General features: G+C 69.8%; 19 protein-coding genes and 1 pseudogene. 11 read left to right on the forward strand and 9 right to left on the reverse strand.

Features of this window, described 5'->3' with window-relative positions; genetic code table 11:
• Window positions 1–20 precede the first annotated feature (20 nt).
• Window positions 21–1,337, forward strand: a complete 1,317-nt coding sequence (locus DZG09_RS12530) for a coiled-coil domain-containing protein (RefSeq protein WP_119698097.1) — start codon at window positions 21–23, stop codon at window positions 1,335–1,337.
• Window positions 1,338–1,419: 82 nt separating this feature from the next.
• On the opposite strand, the gene hpf is transcribed toward DZG09_RS12530, so the two are convergent.
• The 5 genes from hpf to mtrA form a co-directional block, all read right to left on the reverse strand.
• Complete coding sequence (gene hpf, locus DZG09_RS12535; RefSeq protein WP_119698098.1) at window positions 1,420–2,076, reverse strand: ribosome hibernation-promoting factor, HPF/YfiA family; 657 nt, start codon at window positions 2,074–2,076, stop codon at window positions 1,420–1,422.
• A gap of 192 nt (window positions 2,077–2,268) precedes the next feature.
• Window positions 2,269–2,940 (reverse strand): ComF family protein, encoded by a 672-nt coding sequence (locus tag DZG09_RS12540; protein WP_119698099.1) that lies wholly within the window; start codon window positions 2,938–2,940, stop codon window positions 2,269–2,271.
• Window positions 2,941–3,069: 129 nt separating this feature from the next.
• On the reverse strand, window positions 3,070–4,779 hold the full coding sequence (locus DZG09_RS12545) for an LpqB family beta-propeller domain-containing protein (protein WP_119698100.1): 1,710 nt from the start codon (window positions 4,777–4,779) through the stop codon (window positions 3,070–3,072).
• Window positions 4,776–6,353 (reverse strand): MtrAB system histidine kinase MtrB, encoded by a 1,578-nt coding sequence (gene mtrB, locus DZG09_RS12550; protein ID WP_119698101.1) that lies wholly within the window; start codon window positions 6,351–6,353, stop codon window positions 4,776–4,778. Before mtrB ends, DZG09_RS12545 begins: the two co-directional genes overlap by 4 nt.
• Window positions 6,354–6,404: 51 nt before the next feature.
• Window positions 6,405–7,091: an MtrAB system response regulator MtrA gene (gene mtrA / locus DZG09_RS12555; RefSeq protein WP_119698102.1), complete on the reverse strand. Its 687-nt coding sequence runs from the start codon at window positions 7,089–7,091 to the stop codon at window positions 6,405–6,407.
• Between the two features lie 173 nt (window positions 7,092–7,264).
• Between mtrA and DZG09_RS12560 the strand changes: the two genes are divergently transcribed.
• The 8 genes from DZG09_RS12560 (at window position 7,265) to aqpZ (ending at window position 15,891) form a co-directional block, all read left to right on the forward strand.
• On the forward strand, window positions 7,265–8,635 hold the full coding sequence (locus tag DZG09_RS12560) for a glycerophosphoryl diester phosphodiesterase membrane domain-containing protein (RefSeq protein WP_162893310.1): 1,371 nt from the start codon (window positions 7,265–7,267) through the stop codon (window positions 8,633–8,635).
• Window positions 8,632–9,303, forward strand: a complete 672-nt coding sequence (locus DZG09_RS12565) for a DUF4129 domain-containing protein (protein ID WP_119698104.1) — start codon at window positions 8,632–8,634, stop codon at window positions 9,301–9,303. Before DZG09_RS12560 ends, DZG09_RS12565 begins: the two co-directional genes overlap by 4 nt.
• Window positions 9,300–10,502, forward strand: coding sequence for a DUF4350 domain-containing protein (locus DZG09_RS12570; protein ID WP_240424012.1), 1,203 nt, complete (start codon window positions 9,300–9,302; stop codon window positions 10,500–10,502). Before DZG09_RS12565 ends, DZG09_RS12570 begins: the two co-directional genes overlap by 4 nt.
• Window positions 10,499–11,620 (forward strand): AAA family ATPase, encoded by a 1,122-nt coding sequence (locus DZG09_RS12575; RefSeq protein ID WP_240424014.1) that lies wholly within the window; start codon window positions 10,499–10,501, stop codon window positions 11,618–11,620. Before DZG09_RS12570 ends, DZG09_RS12575 begins: the two co-directional genes overlap by 4 nt.
• Before the next feature lie 10 nt (window positions 11,621–11,630).
• Window positions 11,631–12,941, forward strand: coding sequence for a DUF58 domain-containing protein (locus DZG09_RS12580; protein WP_119698105.1), 1,311 nt, complete (start codon window positions 11,631–11,633; stop codon window positions 12,939–12,941).
• 126 nt (window positions 12,942–13,067) lie between these two features.
• Window positions 13,068–13,511: a Fur family transcriptional regulator gene (locus tag DZG09_RS12585; protein WP_119698106.1), complete on the forward strand. Its 444-nt coding sequence runs from the start codon at window positions 13,068–13,070 to the stop codon at window positions 13,509–13,511.
• Window positions 13,504–14,952 (forward strand): catalase, encoded by a 1,449-nt coding sequence (locus DZG09_RS12590; protein WP_119698107.1) that lies wholly within the window; start codon window positions 13,504–13,506, stop codon window positions 14,950–14,952. Before DZG09_RS12585 ends, DZG09_RS12590 begins: the two co-directional genes overlap by 8 nt.
• Before the next feature lie 186 nt (window positions 14,953–15,138).
• Window positions 15,139–15,891 (forward strand): aquaporin Z, encoded by a 753-nt coding sequence (gene aqpZ, locus DZG09_RS12595; protein ID WP_119698108.1) that lies wholly within the window; start codon window positions 15,139–15,141, stop codon window positions 15,889–15,891.
• Between the two features lie 136 nt (window positions 15,892–16,027).
• On the opposite strand, the gene DZG09_RS12600 is transcribed toward aqpZ, so the two are convergent.
• A complete protein-coding gene (locus DZG09_RS12600) occupies window positions 16,028–17,023 on the reverse strand; it encodes a stage II sporulation protein M (protein WP_119698109.1) in 996 nt (331 codons plus the stop codon).
• A gap of 16 nt (window positions 17,024–17,039) precedes the next feature.
• Here DZG09_RS12600 and DZG09_RS12605 point away from each other — a divergent pair, with 16 nt between their 5' ends.
• The gene (locus DZG09_RS12605) at window positions 17,040–17,876 is read left to right on the forward strand and encodes an RDD family protein (RefSeq protein ID WP_119698110.1); all 837 of its coding nucleotides are present in this window, start codon (window positions 17,040–17,042) and stop codon (window positions 17,874–17,876) included.
• Between the two features lie 8 nt (window positions 17,877–17,884).
• Here the strand turns inward: DZG09_RS12605 and DZG09_RS12610 are convergent, their stop codons facing one another.
• Window positions 17,885–18,088 carry a DUF3499 family protein gene (locus tag DZG09_RS12610; protein ID WP_205529171.1) on the reverse strand — a complete coding sequence of 68 codons (204 nt, stop codon included), beginning with the start codon at window positions 18,086–18,088 and terminating at the stop codon, window positions 17,885–17,887.
• Between the two features lie 63 nt (window positions 18,089–18,151).
• On the opposite strand from DZG09_RS12610, the gene DZG09_RS12615 reads away from it, so the two are divergent.
• Window positions 18,152–18,580 carry a hypothetical protein gene (locus DZG09_RS12615; protein ID WP_338039999.1) on the forward strand — a complete coding sequence of 143 codons (429 nt, stop codon included), beginning with the start codon at window positions 18,152–18,154 and terminating at the stop codon, window positions 18,578–18,580.
• Between the two features lie 13 nt (window positions 18,581–18,593).
• On the opposite strand, the gene DZG09_RS12620 is transcribed toward DZG09_RS12615, so the two are convergent.
• Window positions 18,594–20,351, reverse strand: a complete 1,758-nt coding sequence (locus DZG09_RS12620) for a DUF5719 family protein (protein ID WP_119698113.1) — start codon at window positions 20,349–20,351, stop codon at window positions 18,594–18,596.
• Window positions 20,348–21,694, reverse strand: a pseudogene (locus DZG09_RS16910) (glycosyltransferase); the annotation flags it as partial. The pseudogene DZG09_RS16910 and the gene DZG09_RS12620, both read right to left, overlap by 4 nt.

Raw genomic sequence — 21,694 nt, forward strand, 5'->3', positions numbered from 1 at the left:
TGCGACCGTAGGATCGGAGCATGGGTTTCTGGGGAAAGCGCAGTCGCCAGGCCGACGAGCGGCAGTCCGCGGAGGACGCCGATCTCGCCAAGCGTGCGCAGGCGGCTCTCGTGGCGACGGACGAGCGGATCAGGTCGACGGCCGATGAGGTCGCGTTCGCGCAGGCCGAGCTCGGCGACGAGGCGACTCGCGACGTGCGACAGGGCATCGAGGCGGTCCGCACACACATGGGCGAGGCCTTCCAGCTGCACCAGCTCAACCACGACGACATTCCCGACACTCCGGAGGAGCTGCGCACGCGCAACGCACGGATCGTGCAGCTGTGCGAGTGGGCCGATGATGTGCTCGATGAGCGCACCGACGCGCTGAAGGAGCAGATCGAGCGGGTCAGGCGCGCACCGCAGATCATCGAAGGCGTGCGGCGCGACGCCGAGCGTCTGCGTGAACGGATTCCGCACGCGAAGGCCGTCGTCGATCGGCTCACCGGGCGCTACAGCGCCGCTGCGATGCAGCGCGTGTCATCGAACCCGGATGAGGCCGAGCAGCTGCTCGAGTTCGCCGCGCGCTCCGCTGGTGTCGCCGAACGGCGGCGCGACGACGGGCGCACGCCGGAGTCGCTTGCCGCACTCGAGACTTCGACGGAGTCCGTCCGACGGGCGAAGGCCATCCTCGACGGCGTCGAGGACTTCGAGATCGAGGCGATGCGTGCGCAGTCGACGCTGGCAGACGTGGTGGCCGACTCCCGCGGCGACATCGCCGCCGCCAGGCGGGAGCCGCAGACCTCCGGCGTCACGTCGGCGGTCGCCGCGCTCGAGCGCGCGCTGTCCGATCTGCCGGGGCCCGGGGACCCGACTGACCCGTTCGACGATCTCGCCAAGCTCCGCGAAGCGAATGCCGCACTGGACGACGCCGTCGCCAAGGCGAGGGATCGGGCGGCGAACCCCGTGCCGTCGATCACGCACGTGCGGCACGAGATCGACGCAGCGGACCGTGCTCTGTCGATCGCGCGCAGTCTGATCAGCGGCCACCGCGGCCACATCGGTGCGGACGCCCGCACCAGGCTCGCCGAGGCCGAACGGCTCCGCATCGACGTCGAGCCGCTGGTGCCGAGCGAGGACACCCGGCGAGAGGCGCAGGGCATGGCCAGGCGCATCTCCCGGCTCGCGAACGAGGCGATGCAGCTCGCCCAACGCGACATCGACGACGACCGACACCGCGGCGGCTACGACGACTGGGGCATGGGCGGCCGCGGAGGCGGCATGGGCGGCGGGGGCATCCTGGGCCCCGCCGTCGGAGGCCTCCTCCTCGGCGGCATCATCGGCGACATGTTCGACTGACGCCCCGCCACGATGACGATGGGTGCTCCGGATCCGCCGGATCGGAGCACCCATCGTCATTCTGCGGGGTTGCGCGGGCGCCTCAGCCGACCAGCGCCGCCTCGGGCTGCGTCTGCGTCGTGAGGGAGATGACGCCGTAGTCCCAGCCACGGCGCCGGTACACGACGCTCGGGTGGTCGCTGCGCGAGTCGATGAAGAGGAAGAAGTCGTGACCGACCAGCTCCATCCGGTCGACCGCTTCCTCGACCGTCATCCACTCCGGCTGGAACTCCTTCGTCCTGATGACGACGGGCGAGTACTCCTCGTCCTCTTCCTGCTGCGCGACGGGCACCGCACCTGTCGCCACGGCCTGGATCACATCGACCGGAGCCGGCTTCACGTCGATCCCCTCGAGCGCCCCGGTCTCCTTCTCGAAGTGTGCGCGCTTGGGGTGGATTCGGGCCTTGACCCTCTTGTCCTTCGCCCTGCGCACCTGCTCGATCAGCTTGTCGATCGCCATTTCGAAGGCTGCGAACTTGTCGCCGTCCCGCGCCTCAGCTCGGACCAGCGGGCCCTTGCCCTCGAGCGTGAGTTCGACCGTCTCCTCCTCCACCCGGTTGCGGTGCAGGCGATGCGTGACCTTGACGTCCAAGGACAGCGCGCGCGGCGCGATGTTCTCGATCCGCGCGGACTTCTCCTCCACCACCGTGCGGAAGCGATCGCTGATGCTCACGCCGACTCCCGTGATGTCGATGTCCATTGGTGCCTCCCATTCCGGTCGGCGTTGCCGCCGACCCTTGTTCGGGCGACCTGGCGTCGCGTTCCCTAAAACTTAGTCCGCCATTCACGCTCCTGTCACTACCCGAACGGCGGTTGTTTCTGCATATGTTCCGTCTGTCGATCCGGTCGGCGATTCGGGTTCACAACACCGTCCGAAATCGATATCGTGTAATCACTCCGTGCCGCCTGCGCCGGGCTCTCGGCCCTGTCTCATCGGTGTGCTGGCGAGTGCGACGGCACCGGCCACATCGAACCCCGCATCCCTCAGCGCGATCGCCGCCTCCTGGCACGTCGCACCGGTTGTGATGACATCGTCGACGATCACGACGGGCGGGTCGCCTCGCTGCGCACCCCGGCGAGCGCGCAGCGCCCCTGCGACGTTGCGGCGCCGCTGGTCGCGCCCGAGTGCGCGCTGATCGCCAGCCGCGAACGCCGGGCGGAGCAGTCGCACAGCCGGCGCGCCGGCGCGGCGCACGAGCAGGTCGGGAACCCGGTAGCCCCGCAGGCGCATCGACCTGCGCGATGTCGGCACCGGCACGAACGCCGCGCGATCGAGGTCGCGCACCGCAGCAGCCATCGCCGAGCGCATCGCCGGCGCGAACGCCCTGGCGATGTCGGTGCGACCCCGCTCCTTCATCGCCCTGATCGCCATAGCGGGGACTCCCTCGTAGGACAGTGCGGCGTGCGCGACGATGCCGCCGCCGAGTTCGCGAGCCAGCACGCACTCCGCCAGCAGCTCGCGACACACTTCGCACAGGGCCGTGCCGCGCGCACCGCACCCCGGGCACGCGACCGGCAGCACGAAGGAGAGTGCCTCGCTCAGGGCCCCGCGCATCCGGTCCATTCCCCCACTGTGCCGCCGATCATCCGGACGCCCGCGGGCTGGCCGCCGAGATGCGCACTTATTGTCTGAAACGGCGACCAGAACGGCGCATCTCGGTGAGAAGTGCGCATCTCGGCAGCGGGGCTCGGGTCAGCCGCGCGGGGATCCGAGCTGGGTGCCGAGCACGTCGATACCGGTTGCGGCCGCCTGCCAGGTTGAGCCACGGCGCACGTACATGGTGCCGCCCTCGCTGAGCAGGCGCGCCACCGTCTGCTGAGACCCCGCTGCGATGCCCGTGGTGTCCGGTTCGGCCGACATCCGGTTCGCCGGTCCGCCGACCTGCTGCTGGATGACCTCGATGCCGGCCGAATCGCGTGCGACGATGCCGATCGAGCTGTCGTCGAGCCATGCCACGTCGATGCCCGCTCCGTCGAGCGCGGTCACGCCCACCGGATCCCCGAGCGCAGTCGGCGTTCCGTCCGCATCCCTGATGATCGGGATGACGACGGCCCAGGTGCCGGACTCGGTCGAGATCAGTGCGGCCATCCTGGCGCCGTCCCGCGACACCTGCATCGCGAGAACGCGCCGCGCGCCGTCGAAGGCGTTGTCGATCGGCAGCGGCTGGTAGTCCTGCGTGTAGGCCACGAGATCGCCCGGCGCGTCCTGTGGGACACTCCACGGGAAGCCCTGCGGATCGAGCGTCGGCTCGATCAGGTCGTCGCGCTGGTCGAGCGGTGCACCGCCGTCGGTGGTGCGGCGCGAGACCACACCGTCCTCGCCCTGCACGATCAGCGCCGTGCGGTCCGACGACAACGAGATCGAGGTGGCGTCGCCGATCTCGTCCGCGACGTCGCCGAAGCTCGAGAGGTCGTCGATCGATCCGCCCGCGTCGAGGAAGCCGAAGCCTTCGTCGTACCCCGTGTCGCCCAGCACGAGGGCGCGCGAATCGGGTCGAGTCGACGCCGGCACATGCGCCTCGGCGGTGAGATCCCCGTTGCCCGCGTGCAGCCTGACGCTCAGTACGCCGAAGCTCGCCAGGCTCGCCGCGATCTGCGCGCGCATCCGGCTCGTCTCCGCCGCGTCCGCTGACGCTGCGTCCTGCGTGAGCGTGATGTCGGCGCCGGTCGAACCGTCCACGACGACACCGGCCGCCGCCAGCTGCGTACCCCGAGGGAAAGCCGTCTTGACGCCGCCTGCGACATACGGACTCGGACCGCGGAGCAGTTCGGCCGCGATCCTGCTCTCACTCGTCTCCGCCGGGTACCAGCGCACGTCTGGCACGAGGTAGCTCCAGGTCGGGTCGTAGTACTGCAGCGTGTAGTCGTGGTACACGTCGGGGAACACATCGCGATCGAGCACGATGCCGGCCGGTGCCCGTGAGATGCGCCATTCGCCGTCCTCGCGCTGCTCGAGTTCGAACGCCAGCTGGGTCTGGGGCGTGTCCGACACGCGGTAGACGCCGCGCTCGTCGACTGTGGCGACGGGCTCGACGCTGACCTCGACGATCCCCTCATCCTGGAGCCGCGCGGCGTCGTACGCCCTGGCGCTCGGGACGTCGATCGTCACGTGCGCATCCGGCTCCCAGTCGGCGGCGAACGCGGAGGTGAGGAACTCCCTGGCGGTCGTCCAGCCCTCCGCAGGACTGGTCGCTGCCTCCACGAAACCGCTGACGATCTGCTCCGGCGTCGCTCCGACCGCCGGGCCCCCCGGATAGTAGAGGAACGGTGCATCGGCGACCTCGTCCGCCGGAACTCCGGGGTTGACGGGCCCGGAGGTCGGCAGGCCGGCGCACGCGGCGAGCAGGGCGGCACCCCCGGCGAGCACCGCGACTGCCCGGATCAGACGACCAGGTTTCTTCACGGGAGAACCTCCTCAGTCGCGTCGTCCGGTTCGAGCGGCACGGGTCCCGTGGATGACAGCCGCTCCCCCGCGCCGCGCGGCAGCGTGAGCACGAAGTTCGTGCCGCTGCCGGGCCTCGACCACACTTCGAGCCTGCCGCCGTGCAGAACGGCGTCGCCCAGGGCGATCGACAGGCCGAGACCGCTTCCGCCGATCGATCGCTTTCGCGAGGGGTCAGCGCGCCAGAAGCGATCGAACACGCGCTGGCTGTCCTCCTCGGTCATGCCGATGCCCTGATCGCGCACGCCGACGGCTACGGCGGTCTCATCGCTGTCGACGGTGATCGTGATCGGCCTGCCGTCACCGTGCTCGATCGCGTTCCCGATGAGGTTGCGCAGCACGCGCCGCACACGACGGGGGTCCATGTCGACGGGTGTGTGACCGCCCGGCGCGACCACGTTCAGGTCTGTGCCGTGCTGCTCCGCCAGCTGGTGCATCGAGTCGGCGACGTCCTCGGTGATGGCCGCGAGCGCGATCGCCTCATGCTCGAGCTGCACGGAGCCGGCGTCGTAGCGGCTGATCTCCAGCAGGTCGCCGAGCAGCTCCTCGAAGCGCGCGACCTGCGCGTACAGCAGCTCGGCCGCGCGCGCCATCGCCCCGTCGAGGTTCTCGCGCTGGTCGTTGATCATCTCCGCCGCCAGCCGTATGGTCGTCAGCGGCGTGCGAAGCTCGTGCGAGACATCCGAGACGAACCGCTGCTGCACGAGCGAGAGCTCCGCCAGCTCGCGGATCTGCTCCTCGATGCTGTCAGCCATCTGGTTGAACGATGCGCCGAGCGCGGCGAGCTCATCCTCGCCCTCGACCGGAATGCGCACCTGCAGATCGCCGTCCGCGATGCGGCGGCTGGTCTCGGCCACCTCGATGATGGGATCTGCGATCGAGCGCAGCACCAGCCAGGTGATCAGGCCGACGATGGCGACGAGCAGTGCGCCGGCGATCCACAGCGTACGCTGCACGAAGCCGAGCGTCTCGTTCGAATCGACCAGGTCGTAGCCGAAGTAGATCGCGTATGCACCGACACCCGGCACGTTCAGCTGCTGCCCGACGATGATGCCGGGATTCGCCGAGCCGTCCTCCGCGCGCAGCTCGACCGACTGCCACCACTGCTGGTCGCTCGTGCTCACACGCTCGCTCAGTCCCTCACTGATCAGCCCCAGCTCGGGCCGCAGATCGGCGGCGCCCCCATCCGGCGGCGCAATCGTCGACGGTGTCTGGTCGACGCGCTGATACACGACACTCGACGTGCGCGACTGCTCGACGAGCACGCCGAAAGCGCGTTTGATGAGGCCGTCCGCCTCGGTGCGCTCCGTCGCGTCCTCCGCCTCGCTGAGCTCCTCCTGCGCCATCTGCACGGCGCGGGCCGCGTCCGACTGCACCTGCGCGCTGCGCGACTCGAACAGGTCGCTCTGGATCTGCGCCGCCATCCACACGCACGCGATCATCACGGCGACGACGGTCGTGATGACCGCGATGAGGGTGGTTCGGAACCGCAGCGAGCCGCGCCACAGACTCGAGACGCGACGAACCGTTCGCATCGGACCGCGGCCGGCCGATGGCGCTGGAACGGCCGGCGCAGGGGACACGATCTAGGAGACGACGGCTCCGGCGCGGTAGCCGACGCCCCGCACCGTCGTCACGATCTTCGGGTCGTCAGGGTCGACTTCGACCTTGGCACGCAGACGCTGCACGTGCACGTTCACGAGACGGGTGTCTGCCTTGTAGTGGTAGCCCCACACCTGTTCGAGCAGCATCTCGCGGGAGAACACCTGGTTCGGCTTCGACGCCAGCGCGACGAGCAGCTCGAATTCGAGCGGCGTGAGCGCGATGACCGATTCGTCGCGCTTGACCTCGTGCGCGGCGACGTCGATCGTGAGGTCGCCGACCCTCATCGTCTCCGCGGACTCGTTGTCCGTCCCCGTGCGCAGCCGCGTGCGGATGCGCGCGACGAGCTCCTTGGGATTGAAGGGTTTGACGATGTAGTCGTCTGCGCCGGCCTCGAGCCCGCTGACCACGTCCGTCGTGTCGGTTCTGGCCGTGAGCATGATCACAGGCACCCCTGACTCCTGCCGGATCTCCGTGCAGATCTGAATGCCGTCCTTTCCGGGCAGCATCACATCGAGAAGCACGAGATCGGGCTTCTCCCGCCGCCAGCTCTCGACCGCCAGTGCGCCGTCGGAGCAGAAGGACGGCTCGAAGCCCTCCGTGCGCAGCACGATACCGATCATCTCGGCGAGCGCGGTGTCATCGTCAACGACCAGGATCCGGGCTGTCATCTGCCCAGATTATCCGAAGGCCGGTCACATCCGGATGAGGCGTGCCGACTTCGCCGATCGGCGGGCGAAAGCGGGCAGTTCTGCCCGATGCTGCGGCGGTACGAGCGCCGTCCATCTGTGAAACGATGGTGCCGGGTGACGCTCGTCGTGCGCGCGCCCGCGAGGAGGATGACATGACGAACGCGCCCTCATGGACGCCCGCATCGCGCGGTGGCCTGATTCCGCTGCATCCGCTCGGGTTCGGCACCGTGCTGGGCAAGTCTTTCGGTGCTCTGCGGGGGAACCCGAAGGTGCTGCTCGGCTTCGCCATCGGCCTGCAGATGGCCGCGGGTGTGATCCTCGCCACCGCCGTCGGAGCGATCTCGTTCTGGGCGTACTCCCGCCTCGACACAGTGTCCATGAGCTCCGCCGACTACCGCGAGCTCGAAGCCGGCGCCGCCGTGATCACGGGCGGCAGCGCCGTCGTGCTCGGCCTGGCCGTCGGAGCACTGGCGATCATCGTGCAGGCGGTCGTCGTCGGCGAGGTGTCGTTCTCCGCCCTCGGCGAGAAGGCGACGTTCGGGCGCATATGGGCCAGGGTGAAGGGCCGCATCTGGACGCTCGTCGGCTACACCCTGCTGATGTCCCTCGCGCTCATCATCGTCGTCGCCATCGTCGCCGCCATGATCGCGTTCTTCTCTCTCACCGAGGCGGGACCGGTGCTCGGCGTCATCGCCCTGCTGCTCGGGATCCCGGGCGGCCTCGTCCTGTTCTTCTGGCTCTACACGAAGCTCTACGTCGTCACGCCGACGATCGTGCTCGAGCGCGCCGGCGTATTCCATGCGATCTCGCGATCCTGGACGCTCACCAAAGGGCGGTTCTGGCCGACCTTCGGCATCTACATCCTGCTGTCGCTGATTCTCGGCACCGCGGGTTCCGTGGTCTCCTACCCGCTGATGTTCCTCGGCATGATGCTCGGAACGATCATCGCTCCCACCGGCGGGGCTGCGGGTGACGGTGTGATGTTCGTCTTCGCGTTCGGGCTCTCCATGATCGGTTCGTTCCTCGTGCAGTGCGTGACGGCGGTCGTCGTGAGCACGTCGTCTGCGCTGGTGTACCTCGATCTCCGGATGCGACGCGAGGGCATCGACATGAAGATGCAGCGCTACGTCGAGTCGCGCGACGCCGGCAGCACGGCGCTCGACGACCCCTACGTCTACGACCCGAACGACGTCGCCCCTCCGCGCGCGACGTTCGGCTACGGATATCCCGCTCCGGGATTCCCGGTGCAGGGCGCCCCCGGCTACGCACAGCAGGGCGCATACGGCTACCAGCCGCAGGGCCCGTACGCCGCGCCGGGGCAGCAGGCCGGCTACGGGCAGCAGGCCCCGTACCGGGCACCGGGCGTGCAGCCCGATCCATACGCGGCGCCCGGTACATCGGCAGCGCCGTACGGCCGGCCTCCGCAGCAGCCGTACCCGCCCCAGGCGCCGCCCGTCCCGCCCTACGCCCCGCCGCGCGAGCACGATGACCGAGGCACACAGGGGGGCGCACCCGCGCCGTGAGTCCATTCGCCCACGTTCTGACCGCGCTCCCCGATCTGCCCGAGCCCGACGACGCCCGCAGGCTCGCCGAAGAGGAGCTGTCCCGGCAGGTGTACGAGGCGGCGCAGCCGAACCTCATCGACAGGATCGCCCTCGCCATCGCCGATTTCCTCTCCTCGCTCACGCTGCGCGGAGTGGGCGTCTCGTGGAGCCCGCTCGTCGTCATCGTCGTGATCGTGCTGCTCGCGGCGCTGATCGCTGCCGGCCTCATCCTCTGGGGCAGGCCGAAGCTCGCACATCGGCAGTCGCAGCCGTCTGCGCTGCTCTTCGGCGAGGACGACCGCCGCTCGGCCGCCGACCTGCGCGCGGACGCTGACTCCCACGCGGCCTCCGGTCGGTGGGAGCAGGCGATCACCGACCGCTTCCGCGCGCTCGCGCGCGCCCTCGACGAGCGAGACATCCTCGACCCGGTGCCCGGCATCACGGCGATCGGTCTGGCCGACGTGGCCGCCGAGTTCTTCCCAGAGCACGGTGATGCGCTGCGGCGCGCGGCGGCCCGCTTCGACGACGTGAGGTATCTCCGCCGGCCCGGCACCGCCGAGACATACGCAGAGGTCACCCGCGTGGACGACGACGTCGCGCACACGACGCCGGTCAAGCTCGCCTTCGCGTTCGGAGCCGCGTCGTGAGCGAGATCGCTGTCGCATCGGACGAGGCCGGCGTCGGCCAGGCCGCTGACGCGGCCTCCCGCGGCAGACGGCGGCGCGCGTGGGGATGGGTCGCCCTCGTCGTCGCACTCGTGGTCGTGGGGATCGGGATGGCCCTGATTCCCATCCAGCAGTGGCAGGAGAAGGACGCGCTCGATCCGGAGCATCCTGGCCCTACGGGCGGCATGGCGCTGGCCGAGCTGCTGCGCGGGCAGGGAATCGACGTCGAGATCGTCCGCAGCCGCGACGACGCCATGGCCGCAGCGGCCGACGGCACGCTCGTGATCAACGACACAGGCGTGCTCAGCGACGCCGACCTCACCGAACTGATCGGCTCTGCGCAGAGCGCCGTGCTGATCGACCCGAGTTCGCGCGATACGCGCATCACATTCGGCGACGGCGAGACCTCGCTCTACGCCGGCACCGCGGATGTCGTCGCCGAGCCCGCCTGCGATCTGCCGGAACCGCAACGGGCGGGAGGCGTGCAGCCGGGGATGATCTGGCAGCAGGGATCCGCAGACACGGGGTGCTACCCGGTCGGATCGGCCTTCGGCCTCCTATCGGGAGACGCGGCGGGTGCGGAGGTCGTGCTCGTCGACGGGACCCGACTCTTCGACAACGAGCACCTCGCCCAGAACGGCAACGCATCGCTCGGCATCGGCCTGCTCGGCACAGCCGGCGAGCTCGTCTGGTACGTGCCGAGCCCCGGCGACGTCGACGAGACGCTTGCTCCCCCGACGCTCGGCGAGCTGACCCCGCCGTGGCTGTCGCCTGCGATCATGCTGGCCGCCGTCGCCGCCGTGGCCTGCGGCATCTGGCGCGGGCGCCGATTCGGACCACTGGTGGCGGAGACGCTTCCCGTCACGGTGCGCGGCAGCGAAACGCTCGAAGGCCGGGCCAGGCTCTACCAGCGCACAGGCGATGCGGCGCATGCCGCGGACCTCGTGCGTCGTGGCGCGGTCGCTCGTATGGCGGTGCGGCTCGGCCTGAACCTCGGGGTCGCGCCGGAAGAGGTCGCTGATGCCGCTGCGGCGCGCATCGGCGCGAACCGCGCCGATGCGCGAGCGATCCTCGCACACCGACCGACGACCGACGCGGACCTCGCCGATTTCGGGAACCGCATCAGAGACCTCGAGGCGGCCGTCGACGCCGCCGTCCGAACCGAAAGGAAGACGCTATGAGCGACATCCCGCCCCGCCCCGCCCCGCCAGGCGAACAGGCAGCTCCGCAGCACGGTCAGCCGCAGGCACCGCAGCAGCCGGGTGCACCCCGGTACTCGCCGACGCCCGAGCAGCCTGTGCCGGCGTCGCAGCCCCCGGTCGCGAACGTGCCCGCCCCGGCATCAGGGCCAGCGCAGAACGAGTCGCAGCAGGCCATCGCCAGGGTGCGCGACGAGGTCGCCAAGGCCGTCGTCGGCCAGGACGGTGCCGTCACCGGTCTGCTGATCACGCTGCTCGCCCGCGGGCACGCGCTGCTGGAGGGTGTGCCGGGCGTCGCGAAGACGCTGATGGTGCGTGCGTTCAGCCGTGCTCTCGGCCTCGACACCAAGCGGGTGCAGTTCACGCCGGACCTGATGCCAGGTGATGTGTCGGGCTCGCTGATCTACGACGCGCGCTCCGGCGAGTTCGAGTTCCGCGAGGGACCGGTGTTCACCAACGTGCTGCTCGCCGACGAGATCAACCGGACGCCCCCGAAGACGCAGTCGGCGCTGCTCGAGGCGATGGAGGAGCGCCAGGTGTCGGCGGACGGTGTCACGCGCGCACTCCCCGACCCGTTCATCGTCTGCGCGACGCAGAACCCGATCGAGCACGAGGGCACCTACACCCTCCCCGAGGCCCAGCTCGATCGCTTCCTGCTCAAGCTGGTCATCGATCTTCCTGAGCGCGATGCCGAGGTCACGGTGCTGCGCCGCCACGCCGACGGGTTCCGCCCGCGCGAGCTCGACGGGGTCGAAGCCGTGGTCACCGCTGACGAGATCCTCCATGCACAGCGCGCCGCTGCGGCCGTCACCGTCACGGACGACGTGCTCGCGTACGTCGTGGATCTCGCGCGGGCGACGAGGCAGAGCCCTTCCGTTCAGGTCGGCGCGAGCCCTCGCGCCTCGACCGGTCTGCTCGCGGCGGCGAAGGCGTGGGCGTGGCTGAGCGGCTACCCCGCCGTGACGCCCGATCACGTGCAGGCGATGATCGTACCGGTGTGGCGCCACCGCATCCAGCTGCGTCCCGATGCGGAGATCGAGGGGGTCTCGGTCGACGCCGTGCTCAACTCGGTGCTGCAGCAGACCCGCGTCCCGATCTGAGGCCGCGCTCGTGTTCCTCACCGGACGCTCGTCGATCGTCGTCGCGGTCGGCATCATCCCCGTCGTGCTGCTGAACGCGGTCGGCGCCGACCCGTGGTTCGTGGCGTGGCTGTGGATCGGGCTGTGCATCGTGCTCGCCTGGATCGACGTGCTGGCGGCGGTCGATCCCCGCGGCCTGATCGTCTCCCGCGACGTGCCGCGGCGCGCCAAGCTCTCCGACCCGGTCCGCACGCGCATCCGATTCGGAAACCCCACGAACAGGCGCGTCAGGGGGCGCGTGCGCGACGCGTGGCAGCCGACGGCGGGTGCGCCCGGCGACCGCATCGCGATCGATGTTCCCGCCGGCGAGTCCCGCACCGTTCCCGTTCCGCTGCTGCCCCGCCGTCGTGGCGAGCTGCGCAGCGAGTTCGTCGTGGTGCGCGTCGCCGGTCCGCTCGGCATCGCCGGGAAGCAGCGGTCTATCGCGGCGCCAGGCGCCATCCGCGTGCTTCCTCCGTTCCATGCGCGCAGGCACCTCGCCAGCCGCGTCGCCAGGCTGAAGGAGCTCGACGGGAACACGAGCATCCAGGTCAGGGGCCAGGGCACGGAGTTCGACTCGCTGCGCGAGTACGTGCGCGGCGATGACGTCCGTTCGATCGATTGGCGGGCGACGGCGCGGGCGGGCACCACGATGCTGCGCACCTGGCGTCCCGAGCGCGACAGGCATGTCGTGATCGTGATCGACTCGGGCAGGACGGCCGCGACACGTGTGGGCGACGGCACCCGCCTGGATGCGGCGTTCGAGTCCGCGCTGCTCCTGGCCGCGCTCGCGAACCGCGCGGGCGACCACGTGCACCTCGTCGCGTTCGACCGTGCTGTGCGCGCGCGCGTGACGGGCATCGACGGCCCCGGCCTGCTTCCCGCGCTCGTCGATGCGCTCGCGCCCGTGGAGGCTCAGCTGATCGACACCGACTGGGACGCCGCCTTCGCTCAGGCCAGGTCTCTGTACGCGAATCCGTCTCTGCTCGTCGTGCTCACGGCGCAGGAGGCCCCGGATGCCGCGCGCGGCTTCCTCGGCACGCTCGGGACCATGGTGAGGGCGGGAACCGCCGTGCTGGTCGGCACGGCGACCGACACTGGGCTCGACGACCTGGCACTCGGCAGGGGCACCAGCGACGAGATCTATCGCGCAGCCGCCGCGGAAGCCGCGCTGGCCTCGGCGACTCAGGTCGCGAACGGCGTGCGGCGATCGGGCGCCGACGCCATCGCCGACACCCCGGATGACCTCCCTCCGCGCATCGCCGACCGCTACCTCTCGCTGAAGAAGGCCGGCCGACTCTAGGGCGTGTCGCACGATCAGTCGCCTGCTGCGCAGGTCGCTACGGCTCAGATCATGAGACACGCCACGCACCTTTTACGTGCCGTTCGTTTTTACGAACGACTCAGAACAAGCTAGGATGTCATCACGATGACGACCACGGCACCCTCCTCGGAACAGACGGACGCGCTCCGACGCGCCGGTCTTCGCGTGACCGCCCAGCGCGTCGCCGTTCTGGAGAGCATGGCCGCCCACCCGCACGCCGCAGTCGATGTGCTGCACGCCGACGTGCTCGGCCGCATTCCAGGCATCGCCCTGCAGACCGTGCACGGTGTGGTCAACGACCTCACCGCAGCGGGCATCGCGCAGCGGGTGAGCCTGCCGGGCGCGGCGAGCGCGCTGTACGAGATCGCGGCGCGGGACAACCACCACCACATGCAGTGCGTGGTGTGCGGCCGCGTCGAAGACGTGCCGTGCGTCGTCGGCGATGCCCCGTGTCTTCATCCGTCGCACGATCACGGCATGCGCGTCCTCGAGGCGAGCGTGACGTTCCGTGCCATCTGTCCAGAATGTGAAAGGAACGGCAATGGCTGACATCTCCTACACCACGACGCAGACCGGTACCCCGGTGACGAGCGACGAGTACTCGCTCACCACCGGCGCCGACGGCGTCACCGCCCTGCACGACCGCTATCTGGTCGAGAAGCTGGCGTCGTTCAACCGCGAGCGGGTGCCTGAGCGCAACCCGCACGCCAAGGGCGGCGGCGCCTTCGGCACCTTCACCGTCACGGAGGACGTCTCGCAGTACACCCGCGCCAAGGTCTTCCAGCCTGGTGCCGAGGCCGAGGTCGTGCTGCGCTTCTCGTCGGTCGCCGGCGAGCAGGGCTCCCCCGACACATGGCGCGACGTACGCGGCTACGCGCTGCGCTTCTACACCGAAGAGGGCAACCTCGACATCGTCGGCAACAACACCCCGATCTTCTTCATCCGCGACGCGATGAAGTTCCCCGACTTCATCCACTCGCAGAAGCGTCTCGGATCCTCCGCTCTGCGCAATGCCGACATGCAGTGGGACTTCTGGACCCTCTCGCCCGAGTCGGCGCATCAGGTCACCTATCTGATGGGCGACCGCGGCCTGTCCAAGTCGTGGCGCCATGTCAACGGCTACGGTTCGCACACCTACCAGTGGGTCAACGCCGCGGGCGAGCGCTTCTGGGTGCAGTACCACTTCGTCTCGAAGCAGGGCGTCGAGCGGATGGACGCGGCAGACGCCGAGCGCATCGCAGGTGAGGATGCCGACTACTACCGGCGCGACCTCTACGAGGCCATCGATCGCGGAGAGTTCCCCGGATGGGACGTCTACGTGCAGGTGATGCCGTACGACGACGCGAAGAGCTACCGCTTCAACCCGTTCGACATGACGAAGGTGTGGCCCTTCGAGGACTATCCGCGCATCAAGGTCGGCGAGTTCGTGCTCAACCGCAACCCGCAGAACTTCTTCGCCGAGATCGAGCAGGCAGCGTTCTCGCCCGGCAACCAGGTGCCCGGCACCGGTATCTCGCCGGACAAGATGCTGATGGCCCGGGTGTTCTCCTACCCCGACGCGCACCGCCACCGCATCGGCGCGAACTTCAACCAGCTGCCGGTGAACCAGGCACACGCTGCACCCGCGTTCAACTACATGCACGAGGGTCCGATGCAGTACCACTTCAACCCCGCAGGCACCCCGGTGTATGCGCCGAACTCATTCGGCTACCCGCACGCCGAGCCGGAGCGCGCCGTGGAGGCAAGCTGGGAGTCCGACGGCGAACTCGTGCGCTCGGCGTACACGCTGCACAGCGAGGACGACGACTTCGGCCAAGCGCGCACGCTCTACAACGACGTGTTCGACGCCGAGACGAAGGACCGCTTCCACGAGACGCTCGCCGGGCAGTACTCCGGCCTGACGATCGACGCGATCAAGGAGCGCTTCTTCTGGTACTGGGGCCAGGTCGACGAGAAGATCGTCACCGGAATCAGGGCGAAACTGGGCTGATCTGCGTCTGAATCGTCCGATCCGGGAGCACGGAATCCGACGATTCGACATCACGTTCCCGAAGCGGGGTGGGCGGGTTGTACCGCCTGCCCCGCTTTTTTCTGCCACTATGCGGGTGATGCGTGCGTGTCACGATCAGCCGCGGTCCCGAAGCGAGATCGCGGACTCCATCTCAGAGGGGGCACCATGTCCGAGTCAGAAACCACCGTCAACCCGACGACGACCGCCAAGCTCACGGCAGAGGCGTTCGGCACCTTCCTGCTCGTGCTCGGCGGTGTGGGAACTGCCGTGTTCGCGTCGAACACCTTCGTCGACGGCGCACCGATCGGCTCGATCTACACGGCCGTCGCGCTCGCGTTCGGTCTGTCCGTCGTCATCGGTGTCTACGCGTTCGGGCCGATCTCCGGCGGACACTTCAACCCGGCCGTCACGCTCGGGCTCGCTGCCGCGGGCCGCACACCGTGGAAGGACGTCGGCGGCTACATCGCCGCACAGGTCGTCGGAGGCGCCATCGCATCGACGGTCGTCTTCCTGATCGCCCTGTTCGGCCCGGAGGGATGGCTGCAGACGGCGCAGGACGGCGGCTTCGCCAGCAACGGCTGGGACGAGCTCTCCCCGGGCGGGTTCGGCATGCCGGCTGCGATCATCGTCGAGATCGTGCTGACGGGACTGTTCGTCGTTGTGATCCTCGGCGTCACGCACGCCAAGCGCGGAACAGCGTTCGCCGGCCTGGCGATCGGTCTCACGCTGACGCTCATCCACCTCATCTCGGTCCCTGTCGACAACACCTCCGTGAACCCGGCGCGATCGATCGCCGCCGCGATCTACGGCGGGCCGGAGGCCCTGGTGCAGCTGTGGGTGTTCCTCGTGTTCCCCATCGTCGGCGCCCTGATCGCCGGGTTCTCCTACCGGGCGCTGTTCGACACAGAGAAGATGTAGTCGCGATTGCTCGAAGCGGCCCCGCAGACCTCCGTGTGCCGGGCCGTCGGAAGCGTCCTCCTCGGCGACCGCTCTCCGACGGCTGACGCTCGACGGCGTGTGCTGAGAGCGGCGTCTCAGCACACGCCGTCGAGCGTCAGCCCGCGACGAGCCGCGGCGTGCCGGCTTCGTACTCCGTGAGATCGCCCGTCTCTCCGGTTGTCGCCGCTCGCCGCCCGAGCACGAGCATGTAGGCGAGGAACGCCGCGAGCGCGAGCGTGCCGATTCCGATCTTGATCGCCCACGGCCACTCCTGGCGCGTCACCCATCCCTCGACGACTCCGGACAGCGCGAGCGAGAGCACCAGTCCGATGGCGACCGTCGCCAGTGCCCTTCCCTGCCCTGCGAGCGCGTCCATCCGACTCCTGTGTCCGGGAACGACCCACGCCCAGAACATATGCAGACCCGCGGCGCACGCCACGAAGATGCTGGTCATCTCGAGCTGGCCGTGCGGAAGGATGTAGAGAACGAAGTCGGCTCCCCTGTCGTACTCGAACATGATCGCGGCCGATGTGCCCAGGCCCACCGCGTTCTGCACGAACACGTAGAGCGGCCACACACCGGAGATGCCGAAGATCACGCTCTGCACGGCGATCCAGGCGTTGTTGGTCCACACCATCGCACCGAACATCGCCTCGCTGTGCGCGCTGTAGTACGCGACGAAGTCCTCCTCCGCGTACTGCTCGAGCTGGTACTCCGAGCCCAGGGTCGCCACCAAGGCGGAATCGGACACGATCCACGCGCCCGTGAGCCACACGATGCCGATGAACGCGAACGTGAGGGCGAGAGTCGTCCATCGCAACTGGTAGAGGGCTGCCGGAAGCTGGTCGATGAAGAAGCGCGGAATCTGGCGGAGCACGTTGTCCGGCGTCCCGGTCAGCCGCAGTCGGGCGCGCGAGAGCATCGTCGAGACGTGGTCGCCCTGCGGCGTGCGCCCCGCCGACGTCTTGATGTCGGCGAGGTCCGCCGACGCCGATTGGTAGCGCGCCACGAACTCGTCGACACTCGGCCCGTCGAGGCCGCGCGATCGCGAGAGGTCGTCCAACCGCTTCCATTCGTCACGGCGAGCGGCACTGAGCGCATCGAGGTCCACCTGATTAACTGTATCCATGTCGACGCCCCATGCACACGCCCCGCGCCCGAACGGCGCGGGAACGCGGCCGCAGATCCACGAGGACGAGGTGCTCACCGGCGAGGCCGTCGCCCTCGACGTGCAGCCGATCGGGCTCATCCTCCGCGCCGCGGGGTCGCTCATCGACCTCGTCACGTACGCCGTGCTGTACATCGGGTTCGTCTGGGCGGCCAACGAGCTGCTGCGCATCGGGGTCATTCCCGCCCCGGCCGTCAGGATCGCGTCGATCGTGCTGCTGGTGATCGTGTTCGTATGCATCCCCGTCACGGTGGAGACGGCGACGAAGGGTCGCAGTCTCGGCAAGCTCGCGGTCGGTGCCAGGATCGTGCGCGGCGACGGCGGCTCGATCGGCTTCCGCCACGCCTTCATCCGCGGCATCCTCGGCGTGCTCGAGATCGTGATGACGGTCGGCTCCCTCGCCGTGATCGTCGGGATGTTCACGCCGCGCGCACAGCGCCTCGGCGACCTCGCCGCCGGAACCTATGCCGAACGCACCCGCACTCCGAAGCTGCCCGACGTGGTGCCGCTGCTCCCGCCAGGCATGGAGGGGTGGGCATCAGTCGCCGACGTGGCGCGGGTCCCGGATCGCGCGGGGCGCCGGATGAATCAGTTCGTCTCCGGAGCGGCCGCCATGTTCCCGCCTGCGCGAGCACGCGTCGCAGCGGAGCTGGCCGCCGAGCTGGCTCCCTTCGTCTCCCCCATGCCGGTCGGCGACCCGGAGAGCGTCGTGCGTGCCATCGCGGCCGTGCGGCGCGAGCGGGAGCTGCGAGCACTCTCACTCGAGACGGAACGGGTCGCTCAGCTCACGCGCTGAGACCGCCGCTACAACGACAGGGTCGAGTGGCGCAGCACCGTCCAGCCCGTGGGAACGCTCATTCGCTCCGTGTGGATCGCGCAGAGATCGTGAGCGTGCGGGTCGTCTCCCGCGCCGAGCGGACCGATTGCGGCCATCTGGCCCTCGTAGTCGAAGGTCAGCGTCGACACCGCCTCGCGCGTGCATGCCACTTTCGAGCAGATTCTCTCCATCGAGTGCCACCTTACGGCTCCGGCCCGCCGCGCATGCCGCCCCACGCCGGGTAGCCTTGAGGCATGGTGACATGGGGGCGGTTCTCTCGCCCTGCGCCCCGAGCGCGGGCGGCACGGCACGGACGGCACGGACGCGTCTGGCGCAGCCCCGTCGTGCGTCCTCCCCTGCCGCCGATCGACACGCGCTACGAGCGGTTCGACGTCGTTCTCGGCTCAACGGTGGAGTACCTCAGAGGCGCGTGGCCGGAGTTGCGCGACGTGCACTTCGAGATCGGCGGGATCCCATTTGCGGCCGGTCAGGACGGCGTGCCGCGCTGGAGCATCGACCGCTCGCAGAACCGCATCGTGCTCTACCGCACACCCATCGAACGGTTCGAACGCCTCGATCGCGTCGACGCGTTCCAGCGCAGACTGATCATCGAAGGCATCGTCTTCAGGGCCGTCGGTGAGTATCTCGGCCGCGATCCGTGGGATCTCGGGCCCGCTCTCTGAACCTGCGGGCGGGTCAGGGGAAGACGGTCACGTCGTCCGAGGTGGCCGGGTCGGGCCAAACCGGCAGCGTCGCGAGCGAGCCGCCGTCACGGTATGCAACGACAGCGTGCACGGGCGCCCCGTCCGAGGCGAGGGTGTATGCCTCGTCAGCGTCGAGCGTCACATACGCGCTGTCTCCTGCCGCGAGTCTGATCTCCTCGTCGACGTCTCCGCCGGCGATGGTCACCGTCGTGGCCTCGTCCGCATCGCCCACGAGGTAGGCCCGCGCGAGCGGGCCGTCGGGAACCGCGACGGTCACGGGGTCGGCGACCTCGGGCGACGGGGTCTGCCAGGCGAAGTCCTCGTCGCCGTTCGGGCCCGTCGTCTGCCACACCGCCGAGACGATGGGGCCGACGTCCCCCGACACCGTCACGGTGTAGCGCCCCGGTTCGAGGGCGTCGAGGGCCGCCTGCACCGGCACGTCCGCCTGCACGTCGAGCGAGAGCGTCGAGGAGGGACTGGTCTCGCCCTGCGCCGTGATGGTCACCGTCGCCTCGCCGTCCTTCCGCGCGAGCAGGCGAACGGCCGCGGGCGTCTCATCAGCGTCGATGGCGTCCTCGGCGATCGCGACGCCGGGGAACACCTGGCTCTCACCGGCGGTGACGGCATCCTGCGCGTCCACTCCGACCGGATCGAGTGTGCTCACCCTCGTCGACTGCAGCGCCGCGCGGACAGGTGCCCCCTCCGCCGTCACCCGCACCACGGGCGCTTCCTCACCACCGGCGACACCGGCGAGAGGCAGGACCACCTGAGAGGCAGCGGGGATCGCAATCGGTTCTCCGGCTGGCTGCGCCTCCCCCTGGGTGCCGAACACCGTCAGCTGAACCGTCGCGTTCACGCTGCCGGGGTTCGCGATCAGCAGCACATCGGTGTCACCGGTAGCCGTGCTGCCGCCGACGATCCACGACTCCATGACCGCGGTCCGACAGGATGCCGCCATGAACCCCGACATATCGTCGTCTCTGATGTCTGCCGAGGTCGCGACGGAGAGCGAGCCCGCGTCGCCTCCCGTCGGTTCGAGCTCGTACCGCCGCGCATCCGCGTCACCCGAGACTCCGTCGGCTGCGAGGTCATCGATTGTCGGCTCCCCGTCGACCGATGTGCCGACGGTGACGCCGACCTGCTGGGCGACGGTGATCTCGTCAGCGGCCGTTGCATCCCGCCCTACGGCGAGCAGCGGACCGTTGCACGAGGCGACGGCGGGTGCCGCATCCGGCGAGACGACGATCGATGCCGACTCGCCGCCGAGCGTCGGCCACTCGACGCTCGTCGCGCCGACGACTGCTGCCGCCGCGACGAGCGACACAGCTGCCCCCGCAGCGCCCCTGACCCAGTTCATCCGGCGCCGTCGGCGAACCCGGGTGCGCACGGGTCCCGTCGCAGTCGGCTCCAGAGCCTCTGCGTCCGAGGCATCGTCCGAGTCGCCATCGCCTTGAGCACCCGAGACCTGCTCGTCGCTCTGATCGTCGTCGGAGTCGGGAGCAGCCGTTCCGACGCGCTCGGCTTCATCTCCCGCTTCGACTTCCGCGCTCGAGATGTCGTCGTCGCCCCGGGCTGCCGCGGTCGACTCGTCCGGACCGCCGTCTGCGGCTTCGGGCTCCTCTGCCCTCTGCGGAGTGTCCGCTTCTCCGGGCGCTGCGCCCTCGTGACTCGTGTCCGGCACCGCTGCCGCTTCTGTCTGCTCCGCGTCGTCGGCGGAACGGATGTGCTCGTCGTCGCGTTCGGCAGTCATCGCTTCTCCTCGTATCCGCGGCCGAGCACAGCGGGCATGCCGCGCGCGGCGCGTCGGCTGGCGCCCGTCGGCACGGAGAGCAGGACCGCCGCCAGCAGGATCGCCGCCTGCGCGGTCAGCACGCCTCCGGCCGTGGCGCGCTCGGCCGTGGTGAGGCCGCGCCGCGCTTCCGGATCGGCGTCGAGACGCCAGAGCATGCCGCGCGCAGTCTGTCCGACCCGCGCGAAGCCGTCGCGCTGGTCGATCGCCGTCACGGCCTCGAGGCTGGTGCTGCGGGCGGCGTCGCTGAGCTCGCCGCCGTCGGCGAGCAGCACGAATCGCAGCCCGAACTCGCCGAGCTGAGCCGCCGCATCAGTGCCCGTTCCGGAGACGAGGTCTCCGGTCAGCTCCGCGACGCTGCGATCGTCGTCGGAGACCACGACATCGGTCGCCTCGAGCGTCGACTGTCCGCCGAGCGTCTCGCTCTCGCCCCACACGATGCGCGCCGAGACGGAACCGTCGTCGCGCGCGGCGATGATGAGAGTGCCCACGTCGGCGTCTCCCGCAGCCTCTGCGCCGACGTACGCCGGCAGTGTCGATGTCGGCCCGTTGGTGAGCGCCGAGGCATCTCGGGCGACGGCCGTGAGGCCAGGCACCGCGAGCACGGCGACGCAGGCGACTGCGACGAAGCCTGCCAGCACGCGCACAGGACCAGGCAGCGGCGCAACGTCGAGGGTCACGGCCGCGGCGAGGCAGGCGCCCAGCCATGCCAGGCTGAGCGCAGTTCCCGGCCACAGCGCCACGGGGTCCCCTGAAGAGAAGGCGACCTGCACGCCGACCGCGCCGATCGCTCCTGCCAGCCCCAGCACCGTGAGCAGCACGAGGCCTGAGCCGAGGCGCCAACGGGCGGTCGCAGGCGCCGCCATCGCGAGCAGCGCCAGCGGTGCGGCGAACAGGGGGACGACCCACACGAGCGTCTCCTGCGCGACGGGGAAGTCGGGGCCGAGGAAGCTCAGCCAACCTGCGGGATCCGCTGTCGGGAATCCAGCGGCGAGCAGCCAATCGCGCGCTGCGCCGTGCCCCGCCGCCGTCATGCCGGGATCGGCGAATGCCGCGAAGGGCGTTCCCCTGCTCAGCTGCGCCGCGACGATCGGCGCGAACCACACGGCCGCGGGCACGACCAGCCAGATCACTCGGGCGATGCCCGCGCGCGCTCTCATCACGATCGTGAGGAGCACCAGCACGACCCACGCAACAGCGATCGCCGGCGCGAGCGACGGCGCTGCCGCGAGCACGCCGAGCAGGAGCAGCGAGGCGGCGCCCGACGCCCCCCACGAGCGATGCGCGACGGCCGCCGTACAGAA

It is taken from the genome of Microbacterium halotolerans (assembly GCF_003569805.1).
In the GTDB taxonomy this organism is placed as follows: Bacteria; Actinomycetota; Actinomycetes; order Actinomycetales; family Microbacteriaceae; genus Microbacterium; species Microbacterium halotolerans.

Bases quoted from the DNA above. Each gene is read 5' to 3' on its own strand.
- DZG09_RS12530 (WP_119698097.1), top strand. From the start codon at position 21: ATGGGTTTCTGGGGAAAGCGCAGTCGCCAGGCCGACGAGCGGCAGTCC.
- hpf (WP_119698098.1), bottom strand. From the start codon at position 2,076: ATGGACATCGACATCACGGGAGTCGGCGTGAGCATCAGCGATCGCTTC.
- DZG09_RS12540 (WP_119698099.1), bottom strand. From the start codon at position 2,940: ATGGACCGGATGCGCGGGGCCCTGAGCGAGGCACTCTCCTTCGTGCTG.
- mtrB (WP_119698101.1), bottom strand. From the start codon at position 6,353: ATGCGAACGGTTCGTCGCGTCTCGAGTCTGTGGCGCGGCTCGCTGCGG.
- mtrA (WP_119698102.1), bottom strand. From the start codon at position 7,091: ATGACAGCCCGGATCCTGGTCGTTGACGATGACACCGCGCTCGCCGAG.
- DZG09_RS12560 (WP_162893310.1), top strand. From the start codon at position 7,265: ATGACGAACGCGCCCTCATGGACGCCCGCATCGCGCGGTGGCCTGATT.
- DZG09_RS12575 (WP_240424014.1), top strand. From the start codon at position 10,499: ATGAGCGACATCCCGCCCCGCCCCGCCCCGCCAGGCGAACAGGCAGCT.
- DZG09_RS12585 (WP_119698106.1), top strand. From the start codon at position 13,068: ATGACGACCACGGCACCCTCCTCGGAACAGACGGACGCGCTCCGACGC.
- DZG09_RS12590 (WP_119698107.1), top strand. From the start codon at position 13,504: ATGGCTGACATCTCCTACACCACGACGCAGACCGGTACCCCGGTGACG.
- aqpZ (WP_119698108.1), top strand. From the start codon at position 15,139: ATGTCCGAGTCAGAAACCACCGTCAACCCGACGACGACCGCCAAGCTC.
- DZG09_RS12605 (WP_119698110.1), top strand. From the start codon at position 17,040: ATGTCGACGCCCCATGCACACGCCCCGCGCCCGAACGGCGCGGGAACG.
- DZG09_RS12610 (WP_205529171.1), bottom strand. From the start codon at position 18,088: ATGGAGAGAATCTGCTCGAAAGTGGCATGCACGCGCGAGGCGGTGTCG.
- DZG09_RS12615 (WP_338039999.1), top strand. From the start codon at position 18,152: ATGGTGACATGGGGGCGGTTCTCTCGCCCTGCGCCCCGAGCGCGGGCG.
- DZG09_RS12620 (WP_119698113.1), bottom strand. From the start codon at position 20,351: ATGACTGCCGAACGCGACGACGAGCACATCCGTTCCGCCGACGACGCG.